19 protein-coding genes are annotated in these 22,006 nt (G+C 72.2%); 14 read left to right on the top strand and 5 right to left on the bottom strand.

The genetic code is table 11. The annotated features are described in order from the left end of the window. The first annotated feature begins 4 nt into the window (after window positions 1-4). Window positions 5-196: a hypothetical protein gene (locus tag ACFY3L_RS15850; protein WP_389323370.1), complete on the top strand. Its 192-nt coding sequence runs from the start codon at window positions 5-7 to the stop codon at window positions 194-196. A 128-nt stretch (window positions 197-324) separates the two neighbouring features. Beyond that, the gene (locus tag ACFY3L_RS15845) at window positions 325-672 is read left to right on the top strand and encodes a hypothetical protein (protein ID WP_389323367.1); all 348 of its coding nucleotides are present in this window, start codon (window positions 325-327) and stop codon (window positions 670-672) included. A 32-nt stretch (window positions 673-704) separates the two neighbouring features. On the opposite strand, the gene ACFY3L_RS15840 is transcribed toward ACFY3L_RS15845, so the two are convergent. After that, complete coding sequence (locus ACFY3L_RS15840; protein WP_389323364.1) at window positions 705-1,706, bottom strand: metallophosphoesterase family protein; 1,002 nt, start codon at window positions 1,704-1,706, stop codon at window positions 705-707. A 336-nt stretch (window positions 1,707-2,042) separates the two neighbouring features. On the opposite strand from ACFY3L_RS15840, the gene ACFY3L_RS15835 reads away from it, so the two are divergent. The 5 genes from ACFY3L_RS15835 to ACFY3L_RS15815 all read left to right on the top strand — a co-directional run bounded on the left by ACFY3L_RS15835 (window position 2,043) and on the right by ACFY3L_RS15815 (window position 8,062). Further along, complete coding sequence (locus tag ACFY3L_RS15835; RefSeq protein WP_389323361.1) at window positions 2,043-4,910, top strand: putative bifunctional diguanylate cyclase/phosphodiesterase; 2,868 nt, start codon at window positions 2,043-2,045, stop codon at window positions 4,908-4,910. A gap of 124 nt (window positions 4,911-5,034) precedes the next feature. Next, on the top strand, window positions 5,035-5,394 hold the full coding sequence (locus tag ACFY3L_RS15830) for a DUF6223 family protein (protein ID WP_389323358.1): 360 nt from the start codon (window positions 5,035-5,037) through the stop codon (window positions 5,392-5,394). 89 nt (window positions 5,395-5,483) lie between these two features. Beyond that, window positions 5,484-6,416 (top strand): hypothetical protein, encoded by a 933-nt coding sequence (locus ACFY3L_RS15825; RefSeq protein ID WP_389323355.1) that lies wholly within the window; start codon window positions 5,484-5,486, stop codon window positions 6,414-6,416. Between the two features lie 51 nt (window positions 6,417-6,467). After that, the gene (locus ACFY3L_RS15820; protein ID WP_389323352.1) at window positions 6,468-7,151 is read left to right on the top strand and encodes a ribonuclease HII; all 684 of its coding nucleotides are present in this window, start codon (window positions 6,468-6,470) and stop codon (window positions 7,149-7,151) included. Further along, on the top strand, window positions 7,148-8,062 hold the full coding sequence (locus tag ACFY3L_RS15815; protein ID WP_389323349.1) for a DUF3500 domain-containing protein: 915 nt from the start codon (window positions 7,148-7,150) through the stop codon (window positions 8,060-8,062). Before ACFY3L_RS15820 ends, ACFY3L_RS15815 begins: the two co-directional genes overlap by 4 nt. A gap of 15 nt (window positions 8,063-8,077) precedes the next feature. Here the strand turns inward: ACFY3L_RS15815 and ACFY3L_RS15810 are convergent, their stop codons facing one another. From ACFY3L_RS15810 to ACFY3L_RS15800, 3 genes are all read right to left on the bottom strand, one after another. Beyond that, window positions 8,078-9,532: a YdiU family protein gene (locus tag ACFY3L_RS15810; RefSeq protein ID WP_389323346.1), complete on the bottom strand. Its 1,455-nt coding sequence runs from the start codon at window positions 9,530-9,532 to the stop codon at window positions 8,078-8,080. Window positions 9,533-9,613: 81 nt separating this feature from the next. Then, a complete protein-coding gene (locus tag ACFY3L_RS15805; RefSeq protein ID WP_389323343.1) occupies window positions 9,614-9,793 on the bottom strand; it encodes a hypothetical protein in 180 nt (59 codons plus the stop codon). A gap of 201 nt (window positions 9,794-9,994) precedes the next feature. After that, entirely contained in the window at window positions 9,995-11,380 is a 1,386-nt protein-coding gene (locus ACFY3L_RS15800) for a cellulase family glycosylhydrolase (RefSeq protein ID WP_389323340.1), read from the bottom strand. A 221-nt stretch (window positions 11,381-11,601) separates the two neighbouring features. On the opposite strand from ACFY3L_RS15800, the gene ACFY3L_RS15795 reads away from it, so the two are divergent. The 7 genes from ACFY3L_RS15795 (at window position 11,602) to ACFY3L_RS15765 (ending at window position 20,687) form a co-directional block, all read left to right on the top strand. Continuing rightward, entirely contained in the window at window positions 11,602-12,279 is a 678-nt protein-coding gene (locus tag ACFY3L_RS15795; protein WP_389323337.1) for a peptidoglycan DD-metalloendopeptidase family protein, read from the top strand. A gap of 195 nt (window positions 12,280-12,474) precedes the next feature. Further along, complete coding sequence (locus ACFY3L_RS15790; protein ID WP_389323334.1) at window positions 12,475-13,896, top strand: pectinesterase family protein; 1,422 nt, start codon at window positions 12,475-12,477, stop codon at window positions 13,894-13,896. Window positions 13,897-13,905: 9 nt separating this feature from the next. Then, a complete protein-coding gene (locus tag ACFY3L_RS15785) occupies window positions 13,906-15,351 on the top strand; it encodes an RICIN domain-containing protein (RefSeq protein WP_389323332.1) in 1,446 nt (481 codons plus the stop codon). Between the two features lie 113 nt (window positions 15,352-15,464). Beyond that, window positions 15,465-16,238 carry an SDR family NAD(P)-dependent oxidoreductase gene (locus tag ACFY3L_RS15780; protein WP_389323329.1) on the top strand — a complete coding sequence of 258 codons (774 nt, stop codon included), beginning with the start codon at window positions 15,465-15,467 and terminating at the stop codon, window positions 16,236-16,238. 41 nt (window positions 16,239-16,279) lie between these two features. Then, window positions 16,280-16,639 carry a GrpB family protein gene (locus tag ACFY3L_RS15775; RefSeq protein WP_389323326.1) on the top strand — a complete coding sequence of 120 codons (360 nt, stop codon included), beginning with the start codon at window positions 16,280-16,282 and terminating at the stop codon, window positions 16,637-16,639. 95 nt (window positions 16,640-16,734) lie between these two features. Next, entirely contained in the window at window positions 16,735-18,351 is a 1,617-nt protein-coding gene (locus ACFY3L_RS15770) for a methyl-accepting chemotaxis protein (protein ID WP_389323324.1), read from the top strand. A 56-nt stretch (window positions 18,352-18,407) separates the two neighbouring features. Beyond that, complete coding sequence (locus ACFY3L_RS15765; RefSeq protein WP_389323321.1) at window positions 18,408-20,687, top strand: FdhF/YdeP family oxidoreductase; 2,280 nt, start codon at window positions 18,408-18,410, stop codon at window positions 20,685-20,687. Here ACFY3L_RS15765 and ACFY3L_RS15760 read toward each other — a convergent pair. Next, window positions 20,674-21,903 (bottom strand): pectate lyase, encoded by a 1,230-nt coding sequence (locus ACFY3L_RS15760; protein WP_389323318.1) that lies wholly within the window; start codon window positions 21,901-21,903, stop codon window positions 20,674-20,676. The two genes, ACFY3L_RS15765 and ACFY3L_RS15760, sit on opposite strands and share 14 nt — an antisense overlap. Between the last annotated feature and the right edge of the window lie 103 nt (window positions 21,904-22,006).

Raw genomic sequence — 22,006 nt, 5'->3', positions numbered from 1 at the left:
GGTGGTGAGCGCGGCCGTGATGCAGACACCCGATGGGCGGTGGCGCGTCGAGGTCGGCGGGGTGGGCTCCGTCGCGTGGTACAGGCTGATCGGCCCGGGCGTGTCGCGGGCGGTGCCGAGCGTGGACAAGCTCGCCGACGTGCTGCGCGAGGAGGGCGTCGAGCTCGGCGACTTCGTCGAGCCGGGAGCCGCCTGACGTCCGCCCGCGGCCAGTGCCGACGCGACGACGCCCGCGAGCCCCAGCGCGATCGACCTCCCGGCCGGCGGTGGCGCAGGTGCCAGCCGTCCGCGTGCGTGCCTGAGCAGATCGGTAGGCTGCCCGGCATGTCCGCCTACGGCCCAGCGCTGTTCGTGTCCAGGAAAGACGGCGCGGCGGTGCCACCGGAGGAACAGGAGACGATCCTGCACCTGGTCCGCGCCGCCGTCGCCACGGTCCGCCTGAAGGACGAGCAGGGCGCGCCCGCCGAGCCCCGCGTCTACGACTACGACGAGTACGAGCCGCTCGCCCTCGGCGTCCTGCTGTACTCCGGCTACGCGTACGGGCAGATGCCGGAGGAGATCCAGCAGGACCAGGACGACACCTGGACCGCGGAGACCGCCCGCGTCGCCGCCGAGGTCGACCGCCACGCCCCCGGCGTCTACACCTTCACCGGCTACGGCGTCGAGGACTGACCGCCCGGCAGGTCGGGCCGCGCAGAGGCGGCCTACCGCGTCGAGGGCTGTGCACCGGGCAGGTCGGGCAGCTGCACGCCGAGGGCGGCGGCCAGGTCGAGGGTCCTGCGCGGGGTGACGCAGCGGCGGGCCAGCGCGGCCTCGTCGAGGCGGCCGGTGCGGGCCTGGAAGAGCACCGGGGCGGCCGGATGGGCGCGCACGAGCGCCTCGGGAAGCTCACGAGCGAGCGCCAGGGCGGCGGTGACGAGGGCGGGCAGCGACGAGCGCAGCAGCTCGGCCCACGCCGCGACCTCGTCCAGCCACGGGTCCTGCGACCGGGCCAGCGTGGCGGTCAGGTCCGGCCAGGCGAGGTCGCGCCACGGGCGGGTGCGCAGGACGGGGAGCTGCCACTCGCGGCGGGTCGTGGCCCAGTGGTCGGCGCGGGCCGGGACCGCGTGGAGGGTGCGGCCGGGCAGGACCAGCGCGGTCAGGTTCCAGCCGTGGCAGGCGCCGGTGTCCAGGCCGAAGACGCGGCCGTCGCGCACGAGCGGCTCCCGGCCGGTGACGTGGTGGCCGAAGGCGACGGGCTTCGGGTCGGTGTAGTGCTCGTGCCAGTAGCCGGTGGGGACGACAGCCGCGAGGGCCTTCTCGCCGCTGGTCGAGCCGCACAGGATCTCTTCCCGCTGTCCGTCCAGTGGTACGCCGGGGACCAGGGCGGCGTGCACGACGCGGACGTGGTCGTTCTCGAAGAAGTACGGCAGGGTCCGCATCCACGCGACCGCGTCGGCGTAGCCGTCGCCCAGCTGCAGGCGGGTGATCTCCTGCGCGTACGAGAAGACCCCGCGGACGTGCTTGCGCTCGTGGTTGCCCATGACGACGACGGAGTTGGGCCGCGACCGGAAGAAGTCGACGACCTCGGCGGGTGACGGGCCGCGGTCGACCACGTCCCCGACACTGACGAGCAGGTCGTCGGGGCGCAGCGCGACGGCGTCACAGAGCTCGAGCAGCTCGGTGAAGCAGCCGTGGATGTCGCCGACGACGACGGTGCGCCCCATCCGCAGGAGGGTAGGGACGCACCGTGCCGGCGCGCAAAGGGATTAAGGGCGAGGAAAGCGGTGACCCTGGTTGGCAAAAATCGCCGTGGCGATTCTCAAGGAGAAGGAAGGACCACCATGGCCTCGCGCGCCGATCCTAGCAGCCGCCCCAGATCGACGGAATCGAGCTGACCGCACCCAGGGACGACCGGATGGTCGCGTGCGCGCGGCGGAGCCGGATGGTCGCGTGCGCGCGACGGAGCCGGTACGGTGCCTCGGCAGGTGGTCTGCGCTCAGGTCCCGCGCGTCGCGGTCGATGAGCACCTGGGACGGGGCTGGTAGAGGGACGGGCGGGACATGACCGGATCGGGACGGCCGAGCCCTGTGGCGCGGCTCCGGGCCGCCGTGTTCGGGCCCTCGCGCGCCGATGTCGCCCTTCAGGCCGGGATCGTCCTGGTCGCGTGGGTGTGGTTCGCGGTCAACCTGCGGGGCCCGGTGGGCCCGGCCATGCTGGGCTGGCTGCCGAACCTGTGCTCCGCCGCGCTCGCCGGCGCCGCGCTCTGGACCGTCGGCACCCGCACCCGGGTGCACCCCGCCGCGGCCCGGTTCTGGCGGTACATGGGCGCCGGCACCCTCCTCGTCGGCGTCGGCTCGGTGGTCCGGGGGATCCAGGCGTTCGACGATCCGCAGGCAAACCTCGGCGCGGTCGACGGCGCCGTGTACCTCGTCGCGGTGCTGCTGGAAGGGTGGGCGCTGCTGCGGCTGCCGCTCGGGCTGGACAGCGGGCGGCGGCGGGTCACGTTCCTGCTCGACGCGTGCACGGTCGTCGTCGCCGGCGGCCTGTTCCTGTGGCAGTTCTGGCTGCGCCCGTCGCTGGAGCGCGACAGCGGCAACCGGCTCGCGTTCGTCACGGGCCTGGTCACGCTGGTCGTGGTGATGCTGGCCCTGTTCGCGATCGTCAAGGTGGCGCTGACCGGCACGTCGACCGTCGACAAGGGCGCGCTGCGGTGGTTCGGCCTCGCGATCGTCGTCGGCGCGTTCGCGTCGGCGCCGGAGGCGCTGCTGCCGGCCGACGCGCCCAGCCCGAGCCAGTTCGCGGTGCCGCTGAGCTGTCTGTTCGCCGTGTTCGCCGCCCGCCTGGAGCGCCGCGGCCGGCCCGCACCGGACCCGGCGGCCGGAGGCGGGCGCCGCCGGCCGTTCAGCGTCATGCCGTATGTGGCCGTCGCCGCCAGCAACGTGCTGCTGCTGGTCGTCATGTCCTCCGACGACCCCGGCGAGCGGGTCGGCGTCGCCGTCGGCGTGGTGATCCTCGCCGTGCTGGTCATCGCCCGGCAGATGCTCACGTTCCAGGACAACGCCCGGCTCGTCGCCCGGCTCGACGCGGGCATGATCGAGCTCGGCGACCGGGAGCGCCGCTTCCGCTCCCTCGTGCAGAACGCGTCCGACCTCATCACCGTCACCGACGCCGACGGCATCCTGACCTACGTCAGCCCCGGCGCGACCCGCCTGCTCGGGCTCCCGGCCGACCAGTGGCCGGGCCGGCCCGCCGCCGACATGCTCTACGCCGACGATGTGGAGCTCGTGCTCACGGCGTACCAACGCGTCATCGAAGACCCGGGGACCCCGGCCGTCTTCCAGGCCCGGCTCGCACACGCCGACGGCAGCTGGCGCTGGGCCGAGATCACGATGGCGAACCTCCTGCACGACCCGGGCGTCGCCGGCATCGTCTGCAACTCCCGCGACATCACCGACGCCCGGGACTTCCAGCAGCGGCTGAGCCATCAGGCCAGCCACGACGCGCTCACCGACCTCGCCAACCGCAGCCTCTTCGGCGAGCGGGTCTCCGATGCGCTCGCCGCGGGACCGCCCGAGCGGCTTCGCGTGCTGCTCATCGACCTCAACGAGTTCAAGACCGTCAACGACACCCTGGGCCACGCTGTCGGCGACGCGCTGCTGGTCGCCGCCGCCAACCGCCTCCGCGGCGCGGTCCGGCGCGGCGACACCGTCGCCAGGCTCGGCGGCGACGAGTTCGCGGTGCTGCTGGAGGACGCCGACGACGACGCCGCACTCGCGGTCATCGCCCGCATCGCCGCCGCGTTCGAGGAGCCCGTCCACGTCGACGGCCACCGGCTGCGGCTGGCCGCCAGCATCGGCGTGGCGCTCGGCACCGTCGCCGCCACGCCGCAGGAGCTGCTGCGCCGCGCCGACGTCGCGATGTACGCGGCGAAGGCCGACCGCGACGGCCCCCGCATCCGTCACGTCGACTACGCCGCGCCACTGGACGTCCAGGTCCGTGCCCGCGCCACGCTCGAACGCGACCTGCGCATCGGCATCGACGAGGAGCAGTTCTCCATCGTGTACCAGCCGATCGTGGCGCTCACCGGGCCGACCGTGGCTCCGGACGTGGCTCCGGACGTGGCTCCGGACGCGGCTCTCGGCACGGCCTCGGGCCCGGATGTCGGCACGGCTTCGGGCCCGGATCTCGGCGCGGCTCCCGGGACGGCTCCGGCCGTGGTCCCAGTCATGGTCGAGGCGCTGGTCCGCTGGGAGCACCCGGCGCTCGGCACGGTCTCCCCGGGCGACTTCATCCCTGTGGCCGAGGCGACCGGCCTCATCGTGCCCCTCGGCCGGTGGATTCTCGCGCAGACGTGCCGTCAGGCGGCGCGCTGGCATCAGCTGTACGGCGCGGCCGCCCCGCGGATGAGCGTCAACGTCTCGGCCCGCCAGCTCCAGGAGGCCGACTTCGCCGCCGACGTGGCGCGGCTGTTGACGGCGTCCGGCCTCGCCCCGCACCGGCTCACCGTCGAGATCACGGAGACCGCCGCCCTGCACCCCTCGTGCGTCCAGTCCGTGCACGCCCTGCGCGCGCTCGGGGTGCGCATCTCGCTCGACGACTTCGGCACCGGCCACTCCAGCCTCAGCACCCTGCAGACCTGCCCCGTCGACGAGATCAAGCTCGACCGGGCCTTCACCGGCACCTGCACGGCCCCCGACGGTCGCACCGTCGCCGCCGCCGTCATCCAGATGGCCCGCGCGCTGCGCCTCGAGGCCGTCGCCGAGGGCGTCGAGACGCCGGCGCAGGCCCAGCGGCTGCGCGAGCTCGGCTACCCCCACGGTCAGGGCTACCACTTCGCGAAGCCGCAGCCCGCGGCGGCGATCGACGCGCTGCTGGCCGCCGGTCACCCGTTCAGCCTCTCGGCCCCAGGGGCGCGACCGTCGCCGTAGTCCGGCCCGCGCGACCTACGCAGTCCGGCGTAGACGGTCGCGACCCCGGCACGACGACCGGAGCCCGCCCCGGTTCCTACGGTGTCGCATGTACCCCCACCATGCGCTCGAGAGGAGCCCTTCAATGCTTGCTTCCGTCGACCCGATGGCGGCCACCGTGGCCATGATGAGTGCCGGTCGCGGCACGGCGATCCTGGCCGGCGTGATCGCCCTGCTCGGCATCGCCATCGGCGCCGCGGCCCTGAACCGCTCCCGCAACCGCTCGGCCAACCCTGTCGACCCCGGCAACCTGCTGCGCTGGACCTTCGCCGCGCCCGTTCTGGGCGTGTCGGCGGTGATCCTCGGTGCCGTCGTCGTCGCGACCGCGGACGGGGGCGTCGGCACCGGCAACGGCCTCGCCGGCGGCGTCGTCGCCGTGGTCCTCGGCCTGACCGCCATCGTCCTCGGCGCCCTTGCTCTGCGCCGCACCCGCCGCGCCGGCTGATCCCGCCACCGTGCCGTCCGGTTCTGCTGAACGATCCGAGGCAGGCGGCCCACGTCGACCGTCCGGCGGCACTCGGCCAGAATAGGTCGATGGACGTCGACGTCTGGTATCGAGAACTGAGGATGACGGTCGGGACGTACGTGCTGAACCTGCACGACGCCGAGATCGAAGCGGTCGGGCGGCTCTACTGCGCCAGCTCCGGGAACAGGCCGCCCCGCCACGACGACGGGCGGGTCCCGGCGCCGGCGGCCGACGCGGCGCGGTGGCGGGCGGCGACGGAGACGCTGCTCGCCGCCCTGCAGTCGGTGGAGGAGCGGGACCGGGAGGCGCGGCGGCGGCTGCACCCGCCGTACCAGTTCTGGAAGGGCCTGGGGTGGCGGCTGCGCTGGGGGCTTCAGCGCGCCCGGCTCCAGCGGGACTACGAGGCGCGGAAGGCGGCGCTGGAGGTCGAGGTGCGCGCGGCCTACCGTGCCTTCCGGGACGACGCCGGGGACCTCACCGACCACATCGCGGCGTGGCGGGAGCGCTGGGCGCGGGAGGAGCGGGAGCGGGAGGCGCGGTGGCGGGCGGAGCGGGTCGCGGCGGTGCGGGAGGGCGTCGACGGTGCCGTCTGGACGTACCGGATCGGGGACCACGGCGGCCACCGCCGGGTGCTGATCTGGCTGCCCGCCGTCGAGCGCGGCGACGGCGCCGAGCGCGGTGCGGTCGTTCGTGGCCTGACGGCCCGGCAGGTGCAGAAGATGATCGAGGAGCGGCGCGGCCGGGACCCGTACCTGTGGATCGCCTGGCGGGAGGCGACCGGCGCGGCGATGCGGGAGTGGCACGAGGACGAGGCGCGTCCCGGCGGCGGTGAGCGGCTCGCCCCGGACGTCGCGGCGTGGGCCGCGCTGACCGGCGTGGTCGTCGAGCCGATCGTGTGGCGGCCCGGTGAGCTGGAGGCGCTGCGCGCGTCGCGGCCGAGCCGCGGCTACGGCCCGTCCAGCAGCTACTTCAGTCCGGGGAGCTTCGGCGGCTCGTTCTGAGGCGTCTGGTTGACTGGGGCACCCGATCGCCGTCGTACGAGGAGCCGCACCGTGGCCGCACGAGTGACCCGCAGGGTGACGCCGACCCTCGACGTGGAGGGTGAGCTGTGGGGGCGGGGGCACCTGACGGTCGCCGGGATGGACGAGGTCGGGCGTGGGGCGTGGGCGGGGCCGATCGCCGTCGGTATCGCGGTGGTCGCCGCGGACTGCCCGCCCGTGCCGGAAGGGCTGGCCGACTCGAAGTTCCTGTCGGAGGCGCAGCGGGAGCGGATGGTGCCCGTGGTGCGCGGGTGGGTGCGGCACTGGGCGGTGGGCGAGGCCAGCGCCGAGGAGATCGACGAGCTGGGGGTGACGGCGGCGCTGCGGAAGGCGGGCTGGCGGGCCCTCGCGGCACTGCCGGAGCACCCGGGCGTGATCATTCTCGACGGGGCGCACGACTACCTCAGCGACCCGATGGAGGAGACGCTGTTCTGCCCGGAGCGCAGCATCCCGCCGGTGCGCACCGAGGTGAAGGGCGACGCGCGGTGTGCGGTCGTCGCGGCGGCGTCGATCCTGGCGAAGTCGCACCGGGACCTGCACATGGCGGCGCTCGCGGCTGACCACCCGCAGTACGGGTGGGAGCGCAACGCGGGGTACGGGGGCGCGGCCGAGCACGTCGACGGGGTGGCCGCACACGGGCTGAGCGTCCACCACCGCAGGTCGTGGCGGGTGGCGGCTGGTACAACGGGAGCATGACGACAGCTGCGGCGATGCGGGCCGAGGCGGCGGCGCTCCTGGCGCTCGCACCGGGGGTGGGGCTGCCGTTCGAGGACGACGCGCAGCGGCGCTGGATCGAGTACCGGCCACGGCCACGGCCGGGCGTGCGCCTCGGTGCGCTGGACCCGGAGGGGCGCAAGGCGGCGCACCGGCTGCTCGCCACGGGGCTGCGACCGCACGCGTTCGCGCAGGCGACCGTGATCGTCGCGCTCGAGGAGGTGCTCGACCGCGAGGAAGGGTACCGGCGCGGCCGGCACAGCAACGACTACACGGTCGTCGTGTTCGGCACGCCGGACCCGGGCGGCCGGTGGGGGTGGCGGTTCGAGGGGCATCACCTGTCGGTGACGATGACGCTCGACGGTGACACGGTCTCACCGGCGCCGGTGTTCCTCGGCGCGAACCCGCTCGCCACCTGGTATCGCGACCGGCCCGTGGTGCGGCCGCTCGCGCCGGAGGAGGAGCTCGGCTGGGCGGTGCTGGACGCGGTCCCGCGGGACCTGCTGCCGCACGTCGTGCTGCGGCCGGCGGCACCGCCGGACATCCACAGCGGACCGCGGGCGGCGATCCCGCCGGTGCCGCAGGGCATCCCCGCGGTCGACCTGCCCGACCCGGCGCGGCTGCTGCTGGACGAGCTCGTCGCCGTGTACCTGGATCGGCTGCCGGAGGACGTCGCGCCGGCGGTGGACCGGGACCGGCTGTCGTTCGCGTGGGAGGGCGCGACCGGCCGCACCGGCCGGCACTACTACCGCGTGCAGGGCCCCGACCTGCTCATCGAGTACGACAACACCGCAGACGACCTCAACCACGCCCACACCGTGCTGCGCCGCCCCGACTCGGACTTCGGCGCCGACGTCCTCGCCGAGCACCGGGCCGACTGGCACGCTCAGTAGGTTTCAGGTGAGGGCTCAGGTGCCGCAGAAGGTCTGGTACGAGGCGCCGAAGCCCTCGGGTGCGGCAGCGGCGTAGCGCTCCAGGCCGGGCCGCTCGGTGTACGGATCGGCGAGGACGTCGACGAGCTGGGTGAGCGGCGCCAGGTCACCGCCGGTCGCGGCGGCCAGGGCCTCCTCGACCAGGTGGTTGCGCGGGACGTAGACGGGGTTGACGCGGTCCATCGCGTCGGCGTCGGGGGCGAGCGCCTGCCACCGCGCCAGCCACGCGCCGGCGAGCGGGTCGGGCAGGAGACCGCGGAACTGGCCGTCCTCGCCGCGGGCGGCCGCGGCGAGGGCGCGGAAGGCCGACGTGTAGTCGACGCCCTTGGTCTGCAGCAGCGTGAGCAGGTCGGTGACCAGTGGCGCGGCCACGTCGTCGGCGAGTCCGGCCGGCAGGCCGAGCTTGGCGCGCATGCCGGCGGACCAGGCGGCGTCGTACCGGCGGCGGAAACCGCCGAGGGAGGCCACGGCCAGCTCGACGGCGCGGTCCTGCACCTCGTCGAACAGCGGCAGCATCGCCTCGGCGAGCCGGGCCAGGTTCCACTCCGCGACGATCGGCTGGTTGCCGTAGGCGTACCGGCCGCCGTGGTCGATCGAGCTGTAGACCGTCGCCGGGTCGTACGCGTCCATGAACGCGCACGGTCCGTAGTCGATGGTTTCGCCCGAGATCGTCATGTTGTCGGTGTTCATGACGCCGTGCACGAACCCGATGAGCATCCACCGCGCGACGAGGTCGGCCTGCGCGGCGACGACCGCCTCGAACAGCGCGAGGTGGGGGTGCTCGGCGCCGGCCGCGGCCGGGTGATGGCGGGCGATCGCGTGGTCGGCGAGGCGCCGCAGCAGGTCTTCGTCGCCGGTGACGGTGGCGTACTGGAAGCTGCCCACCCGCAGGTGACTGCCCGCCACCCGGGCGAGGACGGCACCGGGCAGCATCGCCTCCCGGCGGACGGGCCGGCCGGTCGCGGTGACGGCGAGCGAGCGGGTCGTGGGGATGCCGAGCGCGTGCATGGCCCCGCTGACGACGTGCTCGCGCAGCATCGGCCCGACCACGGCGAGCCCGTCGCCGCCGCGGGCGAACGGGGTCCTGCCCGAGCCCTTCAGGTGCAGGTCGCGGAGCCGCCCGCCGGCGTCGATCTCACCCAGCAGCAGCGCCCGGCCGTCGCCGAGCCGCGGGTTGAACCCGCCGAACTGGTGCCCGGCGTACGCCTGCGCGACGGGCGTGGCACCGTCGGGCACGGCCGCGCCGACCAGCAGCCGCACGCCGTCGGGTGAGCGCAGCCACGCCGGGTCGAGGCCCAGCTCGGCCGCCAGGGCCTCGTCGAGCACGAGCAGCCGCGGCTCGGCGAACCGCTCGGCCTGCCACGGCACCGCCATCTCGGGCAGCTCACGGGCGAAGCGGTTGCCGAGGGTGACGGTCGTCGCGATGCTCACCCGATCGAGAGTACGTCCACCCGGCGGGCGATCCGCTCATCCGTGTGCGCGGTCACGCCGGGGGTACGGGCGCGCCGCCCGTCATGCGGGTTCCCGCACGCCACCGGTGCCGCCGCCCTCGTCGTCGCCGGGCATCGGCTCGGCCGGAGCCTCCGGCAGCTCGCCCGGAGTGCCGGGCAGCAGCTCACTCGGGTCGTCGGGCACGGGCTCCCGAGGGTCGAGCGGCGGGTACTCCTCAGGGTCAAGATCCGGATTCGCCATTCCGTCAGTATTGAACACAGACGCCGACTCCGCCCGTTGAGGCCCGCACGCGGCGCGTCCTGCACCTTCAGCGACGGTCGGAAACGGTCACTCCCAGGCGCGCGAGGTGGGCGTCACCCGTCCGTTCGTCCTGAAGGTGACCAGTGCATGAAGGCGCCGGCCGGACCAGGAGCGGTCCGGCCGGCGCATGAACGGAAACGGTCAGTCGGCCGTGCAGGTGAGCGGCGCCGGAACGGCGTTCGTGCCGTTCCAGGAGCCGAGGAAGCCGAACGACGTGGTCGCGCCGGCGCCGACGGTGCCGTTGTAGCCGACGTTGCGGGCGGTCACCGCCGCACCGGAGCTGGTGATCGTCGCGCTCCAGCCGTTCGTGACGGTCTGGCCGTTGGCGTACGACCAGCCGACCGTCCACCCGGAGATCGCCGAGCTGCCGGCGGTGACCCGCACCTCGGCCTGGAAGCCGCCGGGCCACTGGCCGACGATCGCGTAGGCGGCGGTGCAGGTCTTGCCACCGGGCGGCGGCGAGGACGACGGGCTGCGCGACGCCGAAGGCGACGTCGACGGGCTGCGCGACGCCGACGGGGAGACCGACGCGGACGGCGAGGTGGTCTGTCCGCTGTAGATCGACGCCTCGCGGGAGGTCGCCTTCAGCCCGTTGGCGCCGTTGACGATCCGGTCGCCGAACGTGGTCAGCTGCGCCGGGTTGAAGTTGACCGTCATGTCGAGGATCGGGTCGCTGTTGCCGCTCCACGACCAGGCGATCCAGCCCAGCCCGCGGGCCTGCGCCTCGGACAGGATGGTCTCGTGGTCGACCTCGCCGGAGTTGAACTTCCAGCCGAACTCGCCGACGACGAGCGGCCAGCCCTTGTTCTTGAACGCGTCGAAGTAGGCGGTGATCGTCGAGGCGTTGGCGTACACGGCGTACATGTGGATCGACAGCACCGTGTTGTGCTTGGTGTCCGCGTCCAGCACGGTCTGGCCTGTGTCACGCATGACGTTCTGCCAGTCCTGGCCCCAGTTCGGGGCGTCGACCATGATGAGGTGCTCGAAGCCGTTGGTGCGCAGCTTCTGGATGGCGGCGGCGGTGGCGGCGGTCCACTGCGCGGGGTTGGTGTTGCCGATCGGCTCGTTGCCGATGTTGATGACGACGTAGTTCTCCTGGCCGACCAGGTTCGCCTTCTGGCTGATCCAGTAGTTGGCGGCCTCGTCGAGCGACGCGGCCGCGCCCTCCTCGCCGTAGCCGGTGGTGTCGTGGACCTCGAGGACGCAGATCAGCTTGTTCTGCTTGCACAGGTTGATGACGGCAGGCACGTCGTTGGAGGGCCCCCAGCGCTTGCCGGTGCCCAGCACCACCCGGATCGTGTTGGCGCCGGCGGCCTTGATCGCCGCGAACGAGGACGTCTGGCCCGTGTACCACACGTGCGGGTGGTTGACACCGCGCATGATCAGGTTCTGGCCGTTGGCCTCCACGATGTTGCGGCCGCTGATGTGCAGGCCGACCGCGGCGGACGCGGGCTGCATGAACATCACCACCGACGCGGTGACGGCGAGCAGCAGCGCGCCGCCGAGAACGCTGAGTCTTCTCCTCATGGCCTACCTCGAGACATCGATGGGAGCTGGGCGGGCCGGACACTAGGTTCGGCCGCCGAGGGCTGTCAACGCGCACGAGCCGCGCGGCGGCCTTCGCGGTGGCGGTGTTTGCGCTGGTACGGACGCGGACGACGCCGTCCCGCCCGGCCGGGACAAACCGTGAACGTTTCACGCGTTGTCCCGGGACGGATCGTTGCGGCGGACGGGTAGATTGGGTGCCGGTGAGCGCGCGGGGGATCTATCGGCTGACGGTGCTGGGTGTCATCGTGGCCTGCGTGATCGTGTCCTGGGTGACGCTGGCGCGCCGCGCCGAGGGGCACCCGCAGAAGCCGGGGCCGCGGCCCGCGTTCCAGCTGCCGTTCCCGTGCGGTGAGTCATGGAGCCTGACCACGTATGCCGGCCACGACGACTACGACATCGACTTCTTCTACAACGGCGGCCCCAGCGGCGGCCGGGCGGTCCTCGCCTCGGCCGCCGGCACCGTCGCCTGGTCCGGCTGGCAGGCGATCCTCGAGGGCGGCGCGCCGGCCGCGCCCGGCACCGTCGGCACCCGCGGCGGCCTCGGCTTCGGCGTGATCATCGACCACGGCGGCGGCTGGTTCACCTCGTACGGTCACCTGCAGACCTGGCCGGAGGTGAAGCAGGGGGAGGTGGTGCCGCGGGGCCGGCTGCTCGGCCACGTCGGCAAGACCGGCTCCACCAGCATCGAGCACCTGCACTACGAGCAGCACGACGACACCCGGGACCCCGCACACACCCGCGGCAACGCCGACAAGGTCGAGTCCGTCTTCGACGGCGTCCCCTCGGGCATCACCAGCGACGGCAGCGCCGGCACCGGCCCCCTCCGCACCGCCGGCCCGGTCTCCCCGCCCCAGAACCGGACCAGCCGCAACTGCTGACGTGCGCGGTGGGTCAGACGGCGGCGGCGCCGAGCACCCATGAGCGGGTCCGGTCGATGAAGCCGGCCGGGAAGCCGGGGCTGAACTTCTGCTCCCGATTTCTGTTATGCCCGGCCACGCCTTCGCATCTACCTGGGTGCCCGCTGGACCGCCCCGGCGGTTCGTAGCTCAGCGTGACCGGAAGGGACCGGGTTCATGTCCAGAACGAGTTGGCCGAGGCGACATCTGCTCTACGCCGCGCTCGCCGTCGTGGTGCCCGCCGTGGTGACCGGGGTGTCGATGCTGCCGTCCCAGGCGGCGACCCTGCCACCCACGGGCGGCACCTATCAGCTGGCGGTCAAGAAGAGCGGCATGTGCATCGACGTGCCGTCGGCGTCCACGGCGAACGGTGCGCTGCTGCAGCAGTGGGGGTGCACGAGCGGCGCGACCTGGCAGCAGTTCCGGCTGACCGCCGCGGGCTCGAACTACCAGCTGGTGAACGTGAGCAGCGGCAAGTGCGTCGACGTGCCGGGCTGGTCCACCACGTCGGGTGTGCAGTTGCAGCAGTACACGTGCGTGGCGAGCCAGGCCAACCAGCAGTGGCGGCTGGTCGCGTCCGGGACCGGCACCTTCCAGATCATCAACGTGAACAGCGGCCTCTGCGTCAGCGACAAGGACGCCAGCACGGCGTCCGGCGCCGCGGTGATCCAGGAGACGTGCACCGCCAACAGCAACAAGCAGTGGGCCTTCAACGCCGTCGGCAGCACCGCCCCCGCCACCGTCGCCAAGGACGGGACCGGGCAGTACACCACCGTGCAGGCGGCGGTCGACGCGGTGCCGGCGAACAACACCACCCGCCGGGTCATCACCATCAAGGCCGGCACCTACCGCGAGATCGTCACGATCCCGTCGAACAAGCCCTACATCACCCTGCAGGGCCTGGGTTCGTCCGCGTCGGCGACGGTCATCGTCAACAACCACAGCAGCGCGGGCGGCTACGGTACGAGCGGCAGCGCCACCGTCTTCGTCAACGGGCACGACTTCGTCGCGAAGAACCTCACCATGTCCAACGACTACGGCGAAGGCAGCCAGGCGGTCGCGGCGAACGTCAACGCCGACCGGTCGGTGTTCGACGGCGTGCGGTTCCTCGGCAACCAGGACACGCTGCTGGTCAACAACTTCCGCCAGTACTACGTGAACTCCTACGTCGAGGGCACCGTCGACTTCATCTTCGGCGGGGCGACCGCGGTGTTCAACGCGAGCACCATCCACGAGAAGCGCAGCAGCGGCGGGCCGATCACCGCGGCCAACACCGACGCCGCCAAGACCTACGGCATCCTCGTCTACAAGTGCACCATCACCGGCGCCGCGAACAACGTGACGCAGCTCGGCCGCCCGTGGGGCCCGGCCGCGCAGGTGCTGTACCGCGAGTCGAACCTGAGCGCGACCATGAGGACCGCGCAGCCGTGGACCGACATGTCCGGCAACTCGTGGAAGAACGCTCGGTTCCTGGAGTACCGCAACACCGGCGCCGGCGCCGGCACGAACAGCAACCGCCCGCAGCTGAGCGACTCGGCCGCGGCGAACTACACCCCGCAGAAGTACCTGGCCGGCACCGACGGCTGGAACCCGGTCTAGAGGAGCGTCATGTCCAAGGGCAAACGAATCCATCTGCTCGCCGGGCTCACCGTCGCCGTCGTCGCCGGCGTGACCGGCTACGCGGTCATGCCGTCCCAGGCGGCGACGCTCCCGGCGACCGGCGGCACGTACCAGCTGGCGGTCAAGAAGAGCGGCATGTGTGTCGACGTACCGTCGGCGTCCACCGCGAACGGTGCGCTGCTGCAGCAGTGGGGCTGCACGAGCGGCGCTGCCTGGCAGCAGTTCCGGCTCACCGCGGCCGGCAGCAACTACCAGCTGGTGAACGTGAGCAGCGGCAAGTGCGTCGACGTCCCCGGCTGGTCCACCACGTCGGGCACACAGTTGCAGCAGTACACCTGTGTCGCGAGCCAGACCAACCAGCAGTGGCGCCTCGTCGCCTCCGGCACCGGCACCTTCCAGATCATCAACGTGAACAGCGGCCTCTGCGTCAGCGACAAGGACGCCAGCACGGCGTCCGGCGCCGCGGTGATCCAGGAGACCTGCACCGCCAACAGCAACAAGCAGTGGGCGTTCAACCCGGTCGGCGGCACCGGCGGGCGGACCTGGTCCGGCACCGCGGACGGCTTCGCCTCCACCGGCGGCGGCGCGACCGGCGGCGCGGGCGGCCCGACCGTCACCGTCACCACCCTCGCCGACCTGCGGAAGTACGTCACGGCCACGACGCCGTACGTCATCCGGGTCGCGGCCGCCATCACGGTCACGCCGAAGGGCACCGAGCTCAAGGTGCAGTCCGACAAGACGATCGTCGGCGTCGGCACCAGCGGCCAGATCGTCGGCGGCGGGTTCTTCCTCGGCGCGGGTGTCCGCAACGTCATCATCCGGAACCTGACGATCCGGGACACGCAGATGCCCGACGACGACCCCGACGACAAGGTGTACGACTACGACGGCATCCAGATGGACACCGCCGACCACGTGTGGATCGACCACAACCGGATCGAGCGGATGAACGACGGCCTCATCGACAGCCGCAAGGACACCAGCTACCTGACCGTCTCGTGGAACGTGATGGGCGGCAACAACAAGGCCTTCGGCATCGGCTGGACCGACAACGTCACGGCCCGCATGACGATCCACCACAACTGGATCCACGACACCAACCAGCGCAACCCCAGCACCGACAACGTCGCGTACGCCCACCTGTACAACAACTACCTGCAGAACGTCGCCTCCTACGGCAACTACGCGCGCGGCGCCACGAAGATGGTGCTGGAGAACAGCTACTTCGACACCGTGAAGGACCCCTACTACCCCGATTCGACGGCGCAGCTGAAGCAGAGCGGCAGCATCACCGTCAACTGCACCGGCCAGCAGAAGACGCTCGGCTCGGCGTTCACGCCGTCGAGCTTCTACCCGTACACCCTCGACCCCGCCGCGGACGTGCCGAGCCTCCTGCGCACGTACGCCGGCCCGCAGGCGAACATCGGCCTGTAGCCACCGCTCGCCCCGGTGCGTTCGCGATGCGGCGCACCGGGGCAAGTCGGCCGCAATTGCGCTGCAATAGCGGCGGTCCATCGTGGTGCGGCACACGATGGAAGGGACTCAACTTGCGCACCATTCTTGTCACCGGATCGGCCGACGGCATCGGGCTGCACACCGCGACCCAGCTCGTCGACGCCGGGCACCGGGTGATCCTGCACGCCCGCAACGAGGAGCGCGCCGCCGCCGTGAAGGCCGCGCTGCCCGGCGCGGCCGCGGTCGTGGTCGGCGACCTGCGGTCGCTCGACGACACCCGTGCCCTCGCCGGCACGCTGTCGGGGTACGGTCACCTCGACGCCGTCGTCCACAACGCCGGGATCGCCCGGCTGGACAGCACCGAGCGGGAGGTGACCGGCGACGGCCTGGAGTCGATGTTCCAGGTGAACGTGCTCGCCCCGTACCTGCTGACGGCGCTGCTGCCGCGGCCGGAGCGGCTGGTGTTCGTGTCGTCGGCGATGGCCGCGGACGGCGCCGTCGACCTGGCCGACCTGCAGTACGACCGGCGCCCCTGGAACGGGTTCGCGGCCTACTCCACGACGAAGCTGCTCGACCTGATGCTGGCCGTCGCGATCGCCCGGCGCTGGCCGGCGACGCTCAGCAACGCCCTCGACCCGGGCTGGGTCCGCACCAAGATGGGCGGCGACGGCGCCCCGACGGACCCCGCGGACGCCGCCCGGGCGCAGGCGCGGCTCGCCGCCGGCACCGACCCGGAGGTGCTGGTCACCGGCCGGTACATCAGCGACCGCGACTGGCGGCCGAGCGACGCCCAGCTCGACCCGGCGCTGCTGGAGGCGCTGCTCGCGCACCTCGCCGACCTCACCGGGGCACCGCTGCCGGCGTAGGTGTCGTATCCTGGCCGACTTTGCTGTCACGGGAGGTATCGATGGCCAGGTATCCGAAGAGCATCACCGAGCGGTTTCACGGCACGCCGGAGCAGCTGGCGGCGGGGTTGGTCGGCGACCCGCCCCGCCGCTGGTCCGCCGTGGTCGTCGACGACTACGACCCGTCCTGGCCGCTGCGGTACGAGACGACCCGCGCCGCCCTGACCGGGGCGCTCGGCGACCTCGCGCTGGCCGTCGAGCACGTCGGCTCCACGGCCGTCCCCGGCCTGCCCGCGAACCGGGAGCTGTACGCCGGCACGAAGCGCCGCCTGGCCGGCGAGACCGCAGACCGGCCCGGCGACTACAGCCTGGCGAAGAACGACGTCATCGACGCCATCTACGCCCAGATCTTCGCCGCCTGACGGCTCGATCGCCGCGGGATCTCTCAGGAGCGGGCCGGCCGGGCCGATCGGTGGGGTGCGAGCTTCGCGGGAACGATCGGCGAGGGGTGGCGGACATGGACATGCTGCGGCGGACGCGGGTGGTCACGCGGCTGGTGATCGGCTTTCTTGTCATCTCGCTGTGCGTGGTGGCCATCTGGGTGGCGGCGGTCTCCGCCTCCCACGGCACCCGCGACACCGCCGGGCACCTGTCCGCGGCGCAGGCGCAGCTCGACGCGGCCGAGCAGCTGAAGTTCCGCATCACCGACATCTCCGGCTGGCAGGTCGGCTACGCGTTCGACGTGGTGCGCGGCGAACCCGGCGGCACCGACGACACAGCCGACACGCGGGCGGCGTTCCTGCAGTCGATGCGGGACTTCAGCACCGAGCTGGACGCGATGGCGCGCCTGCCGCTGCCGGCCGCCGACCGGGCCGCCGTGGGGGCGATCCGCCAGGCGTTCGACGACTTCAAGGCCCTCGACGACCGGGTCATCGCGGCATACCGGGCAGGGACCCCACAACAGGTCAAGGCGGCCAACGACCTCGTCGTCGGCGAGGGCCTGGAGGTGTACGCGCGCATCAGCGACCCGGTCGACCAGCTGCTCGCCGCCGCCCAGCAGCGGTCGGCCGCCGCGGACAAGGCCGCCCGGTCGACGGCGAGCCGCACCGGCAGCCTGGCCAACATCGTGGGCAGCGCCGCGCTCGTGCTGGCCGTCGCCATGGCGCTGGCGCTGTCGGTCTCGATCCTTCGGCCGCTGCGGGCCCTGCACGAGCGCCTGTCGGACATCGCCGAGGGCGAAGGCGACCTGACCCACCGGCTGGCGGTCAGCGGCAATGACGAGTTCACCACCGTGAGCCGCGAGTTCAACACGTTCGTGGACAAGATCGCCGCGACGGTACGGGCGATCAGCGGGTCGGCGTCCACGGTCGCGGTCGCCAGCGAGCGGCTCAGCGACACCTCGACCCGGATCATGACCAGCGCCCAGCAGACGTCGACCCGGTCAGGGCTGATCGTGGCGTCGGCCGACGAGGTGTCCGACAACGTCCGCACCGCCGCGACCGGCGCGGAGCACATGAGCGCCTCGATCCAGGAGATCGCCGGCACCGCCGCCGACGCGGCCCGCATCGGCGGGCAGACCACCGAGCTGACCCAGTCGGCGCACGACCTGATCGGCCGGCTGAGCGGGTCGAGCCAGCAGATCGGCAACGTCGTCACGGTCATCAACGACATCGCGGCGCAGACCAACCTGCTGGCGCTCAACGCGACCATCGAGGCGGCCCGGGCCGGCGAGGCCGGCAAGGGCTTCGCCGTCGTGGCCACCGAGGTGAAGGACCTCGCCCAGGAGACCGGCCGGGCCACCGGCGACATCGCGTCGAAGGTGCAGAGCATCCAGGCCGACACGATGGCCGCGACCGAGGCGATCACCCGGATCGTCGAGATCACCGGGCGGCTCGGCGACTACCAGAACACCATCGCGGCGGCCGTCGAGCAGCAGAACGCCACCACGACCGAGATCGGCCGCAACATCTCCCAGGCCGCGGCCGGCTCGGCCGACATCGCCGCGAACATCGCCACCATCTCCGATGCTGCCCGCATCACCACCAGCGGCGTCGAGGAGACCCGCACCGCCGCGGAGGAGCTGTCGGCGATGAGCCGCGAGCTGCGCGCCCTGGTCGGCCAGTTCCGCGTCTGACACGGCGCCCGGGACGGGCTACGCTCGGTGGTCCCACCTACCGCTGGAGCGCCGAGATGCCGCTTGACGATGCCGAGGAGCGCCTGCGGGTCGGGCCGCCCGCCGACCACGCGGCCGGGCTGCCGGCGGTGCGGCTCAGCGTCACCAACGCGGTGCGGCGGATGGGGATCGTCAAGGCCACCCGCAACCTGCTCGCGCTCAACCAGGTCGACGGTGTCGACTGCATGAGCTGCGCCTGGCCCGACCCGCAGGACAAGCGGCACACCGCCGAGTTCTGCGAGAACGGCGCCAAGGCCGTCTCGTGGGAGGGCGTGCGGGAGACCATCGGGCCCGAGTTCTTCGCCGCCCACTCCATCGAGGACCTCGCCGGGCGCACCGACCACTGGCTGGAGCGGCAGGGCCGGCTCACCCACCCGATGGTCCGCCGTGACGGCGCCACCCACTACGAGCCGATCTCCTGGGAGGACGCGTTCGCGCTCGTCGCCACCCACCTCAACGCGCTCGACAGCCCCGACGAGGCGGTGTTCTACACGTCCGGCCGGGCCAGCAACGAGGCGGCGTTCCTCTACCAGCTCTTCGCCCGCGCTTACGGCACCAACAACCTGCCCGACTGCTCCAACATGTGCCACGAGTCGACGTCGGCCGGGCTGGCCGCCACGATCGGCATCGGCAAGGGATCGGTGTCGCTGCAGGACCTGCACGAGGCCGAGCTGATCGTGGTGTCGGGGCAGAACCCGGGCACCAACCACCCGCGGATGCTCACCGCGCTGGAGACCGCCAAGCGCAACGGCGCGAAGATCCTGGCGATCAACCCGCTGCCGGAGGCGGGGCTGCTGCGCTTCGACAACCCGCAGAAGGCGCGCGGGCTCGCCGGCCGCGGCACCGGGCTCGCCGACGAGCTGCTGCAGATCCGCTCCAACGGTGACCTCGCGCTGTGGCAGGCGATCGGCCAACTGCTGCTGCAGGCCGACGATGCTGCTGTTGGCAGTGTGATCGACCGTGACTTCGTCCAGCGGTACACCACCGGCTTCGACGAATGGGAGCGCCACGTGCGCGCCGTGGACCGCGCCGCGGTGCTCGCCGCGACCGGCCTGACCTGGTCGCAGATCGAGACCGCAGCGGCGATGCTGGCCGCCTCCAGGCGCACCGTGCACTGCTGGGCGATGGGCATCACCCAGCACCACAACGCGGTCGCCACCATCAAGGAGTTCGTCAACGTCGCGCTGGCACAGGGGAACATCGGCAGGCCCGGTGCCGGGCTGTGTCCGGTGCGCGGCCACTCCAACGTGCAGGGCGACCGCACGATGGGCATCTGGGAGAAGCCGCCCGCGTGGTTCCTCGACGCGCTCGGCACCGAGTTCGGCTTCGCGCCGCCGCGCCTCGGCGGTCACGACGCGGTCGCCGCCGTGAAGGCGTTCCGCGACCGGCGGGCGAAGGTGTTCGTCGCGCTCGGCGGCAACTTCGTCGCCGCGATGTCTGACACCGACGTCACCACCGCGGCGATGCGGGGCGCGACGCTCACGGTCCAGGTGTCCACGAAGCTCAACCGCAGCCACGTCGCCGCCGGCCGCACGGCGCTGATCCTGCCGACGCTCGGCCGCTCCGAGCAGGACATGACCGGCGGAAAGGTGCAGCGGGTCACCGTCGAGGACTCGATGTCGGAGGTGCACGCGTCGCGGGGCCGCTCCGCGCCGGCGGGCCCGCTGCTGCGCTCGGAGGTCGACATCGTGTGCGGTCTCGCGGCCGCCACGCTCGGCGACCGGCACGGCATCCCATGGTCGTCGTTCACCGCTGACTACGACCGGATCCGCGACCGCATCTCCCGCGTGGTGCCCGGCTGCGCCGACTACAACGCCCGCATCGCGGGCGGCGGCTTCAGGATGCCGCACGGGCCGCGGGACTCGCGCACGTTCCCTACCCCGGAGGGCAGGGCCGTGTTCACGGTCAGCCCGCTGGTCGTCCTGGAAGTGCCGCCGGGGCGGCTGGTGCTGCAGACGATCCGCAGCCACGACCAGTTCAACACGACCATCTACGGCCTGGACGACCGGTACCGCGGCATCCGCTCGGGGCGGCGGGTCGTGTTCATCAACGCGCTCGACCTGGCCGAGCTCGGCTTCGCCGACGGGGACCTGGTCGACCTCGTGTCGGAGTTCTCGGACGGCGTCGCGCGTCGCGCCCCGCGGTTCCGGCTCGTCTCGTACGACACGCCGAAGGGCTGCGTCGCCGCGTACTACCCGGAGACCAACCCGCTGGTGCCGCTGGACTCGCAGGCTGCGGTCAGCGGCACCCCCACGTCGAAGTGGGTCGTCGTGCGGTTGGTGGCTACCGGTACGTGATGTCGCTCGCGCTGTAGAAGCAGTTGACGCCGTCCGCGCCGGAGCCGACGTGGGTCGGTTCGCTGCCCTTCGGGGCGCCCTTGTACTTGTCGCAGATGGTCGCCGAGCCGTAGACGGTGATCCGGGTGAACCGGGCCGTGTCGCCCCAGTTGATGTTGATGCCGGCGATCACCTTCGTGGACTTCGCGATGATGTTGTCCACCACGACGTTGCGCTGGTAGGAGTTCGTGCAGTTGCCGCAGGCGCGGTACAGCTTGCCGGCGTTCTCGACGGAGAAGCCGGAGATGTTGACCGTGCCGTTGCCGTTGTGCTGGAACACCTTGTCGCTCGCCGACTTCGCGCCGCCGCCGATCACGTAACTGGTGCCGCCGCCCGTGCCGAGGAACGTCGCGGCGTCCTCACCCACGTCCTCCCACCACACGTTCTGGATCGTGCACGTGCCGAGGCAGTGGATGCCGTCACCGGCCGGCGCGCCGATGATGACGTTCTTGATGGTCGCGCCGTTCGCCAGCTCGAACATCGGGTCCTGGCTCTCGCTCTGCCCACCGTCACCGATGCAGCAGTAACGCTTCATCCCGCCGTCGAGCGTGCCCGACACCTTGATCGTGCCGCTGACGCTCGCGTCGCCCGACTTCGTCGGCCAGCTCGTGCTCGGATTGCCGTTGCCGGTCGTCGGGGTGGTGGTGCCGGCCACCACCAGGCGCCACTGCTGGTTGGCGCCGTCGAGGTCGGTGAACTGGGAGATCCGCGCGCCGTTGGCGGTCGACCACTCCCAGACCTCGAGGGCCTTGCCGCTGTGCCGGTTGATGAGCTGGATGTTGTCGCCGATGTTCTGCACGGAGAACTGCTGGTTGTAGCCGCTGCTGACCGGCCACTGGCGGTACTGCGCGCCGTCGGCGGTGTTCCACTCCCACAGGTCGACGGCCTTGCCGCTGTGCCGGGCGATGATCCGCCACCAGCCGGTGCCGGCCGACTCGAACCTGAACTGCTGGCACTGGCAGCCGTTGCTGCTGTACTGGGTTACCGTGGCGCCGTCCGCGGTCGACGCGCCGGTGACCTCCATGACCTTGCCGCTGTTGACGTTGACCAGGTTGTACCAGGTGCCCTGCACGATCGTCGCCGCGTCGGCGGACCGCACGGCGACGGTCGTCACCGCCGCCACCACGGTCAGCACGACCGCACTGAGCAGCCAGCGTCTGTGTCTCTGCCTCGCCACGTTGGTGAACCTCCGATCGGGCCTGGTTTGGCCGTTCGAGGAAAGCGCTTTCCTCGGTCGCGGACCCTATGGGTGCCGTTCGTACTTGTCAACGTCGATGTGA

This window comes from Dactylosporangium sp. NPDC000521 (genome assembly GCF_042898305.1).
Lineage (GTDB): Bacteria > Actinomycetota > Actinomycetes > Mycobacteriales > Micromonosporaceae > Dactylosporangium.
Note: the sequence above shows the minus strand (reverse complement) of the source record. Positions and strands in the feature narration are given on the sequence as shown.

What these genes read in the sequence shown, in the direction of transcription:
- ACFY3L_RS15845 (WP_389323367.1), top strand. Translation starts at nt 325, where the DNA reads ATGTCCGCCTACGGCCCAGCGCTGTTCGTGTCCAGGAAAGACGGCGCG.
- ACFY3L_RS15840 (WP_389323364.1), bottom strand. Translation starts at nt 1,706, where the DNA reads ATGGGGCGCACCGTCGTCGTCGGCGACATCCACGGCTGCTTCACCGAG.
- ACFY3L_RS15835 (WP_389323361.1), top strand. Translation starts at nt 2,043, where the DNA reads ATGACCGGATCGGGACGGCCGAGCCCTGTGGCGCGGCTCCGGGCCGCC.
- ACFY3L_RS15830 (WP_389323358.1), top strand. Translation starts at nt 5,035, where the DNA reads ATGCTTGCTTCCGTCGACCCGATGGCGGCCACCGTGGCCATGATGAGT.
- ACFY3L_RS15825 (WP_389323355.1), top strand. Translation starts at nt 5,484, where the DNA reads ATGGACGTCGACGTCTGGTATCGAGAACTGAGGATGACGGTCGGGACG.
- ACFY3L_RS15815 (WP_389323349.1), top strand. Translation starts at nt 7,148, where the DNA reads ATGACGACAGCTGCGGCGATGCGGGCCGAGGCGGCGGCGCTCCTGGCG.
- ACFY3L_RS15805 (WP_389323343.1), bottom strand. Translation starts at nt 9,793, where the DNA reads ATGGCGAATCCGGATCTTGACCCTGAGGAGTACCCGCCGCTCGACCCT.
- ACFY3L_RS15800 (WP_389323340.1), bottom strand. Translation starts at nt 11,380, where the DNA reads ATGAGGAGAAGACTCAGCGTTCTCGGCGGCGCGCTGCTGCTCGCCGTC.
- ACFY3L_RS15790 (WP_389323334.1), top strand. Translation starts at nt 12,475, where the DNA reads ATGTCCAGAACGAGTTGGCCGAGGCGACATCTGCTCTACGCCGCGCTC.
- ACFY3L_RS15785 (WP_389323332.1), top strand. Translation starts at nt 13,906, where the DNA reads ATGTCCAAGGGCAAACGAATCCATCTGCTCGCCGGGCTCACCGTCGCC.
- ACFY3L_RS15775 (WP_389323326.1), top strand. Translation starts at nt 16,280, where the DNA reads ATGGCCAGGTATCCGAAGAGCATCACCGAGCGGTTTCACGGCACGCCG.
- ACFY3L_RS15770 (WP_389323324.1), top strand. Translation starts at nt 16,735, where the DNA reads ATGGACATGCTGCGGCGGACGCGGGTGGTCACGCGGCTGGTGATCGGC.
- ACFY3L_RS15765 (WP_389323321.1), top strand. Translation starts at nt 18,408, where the DNA reads ATGCCGCTTGACGATGCCGAGGAGCGCCTGCGGGTCGGGCCGCCCGCC.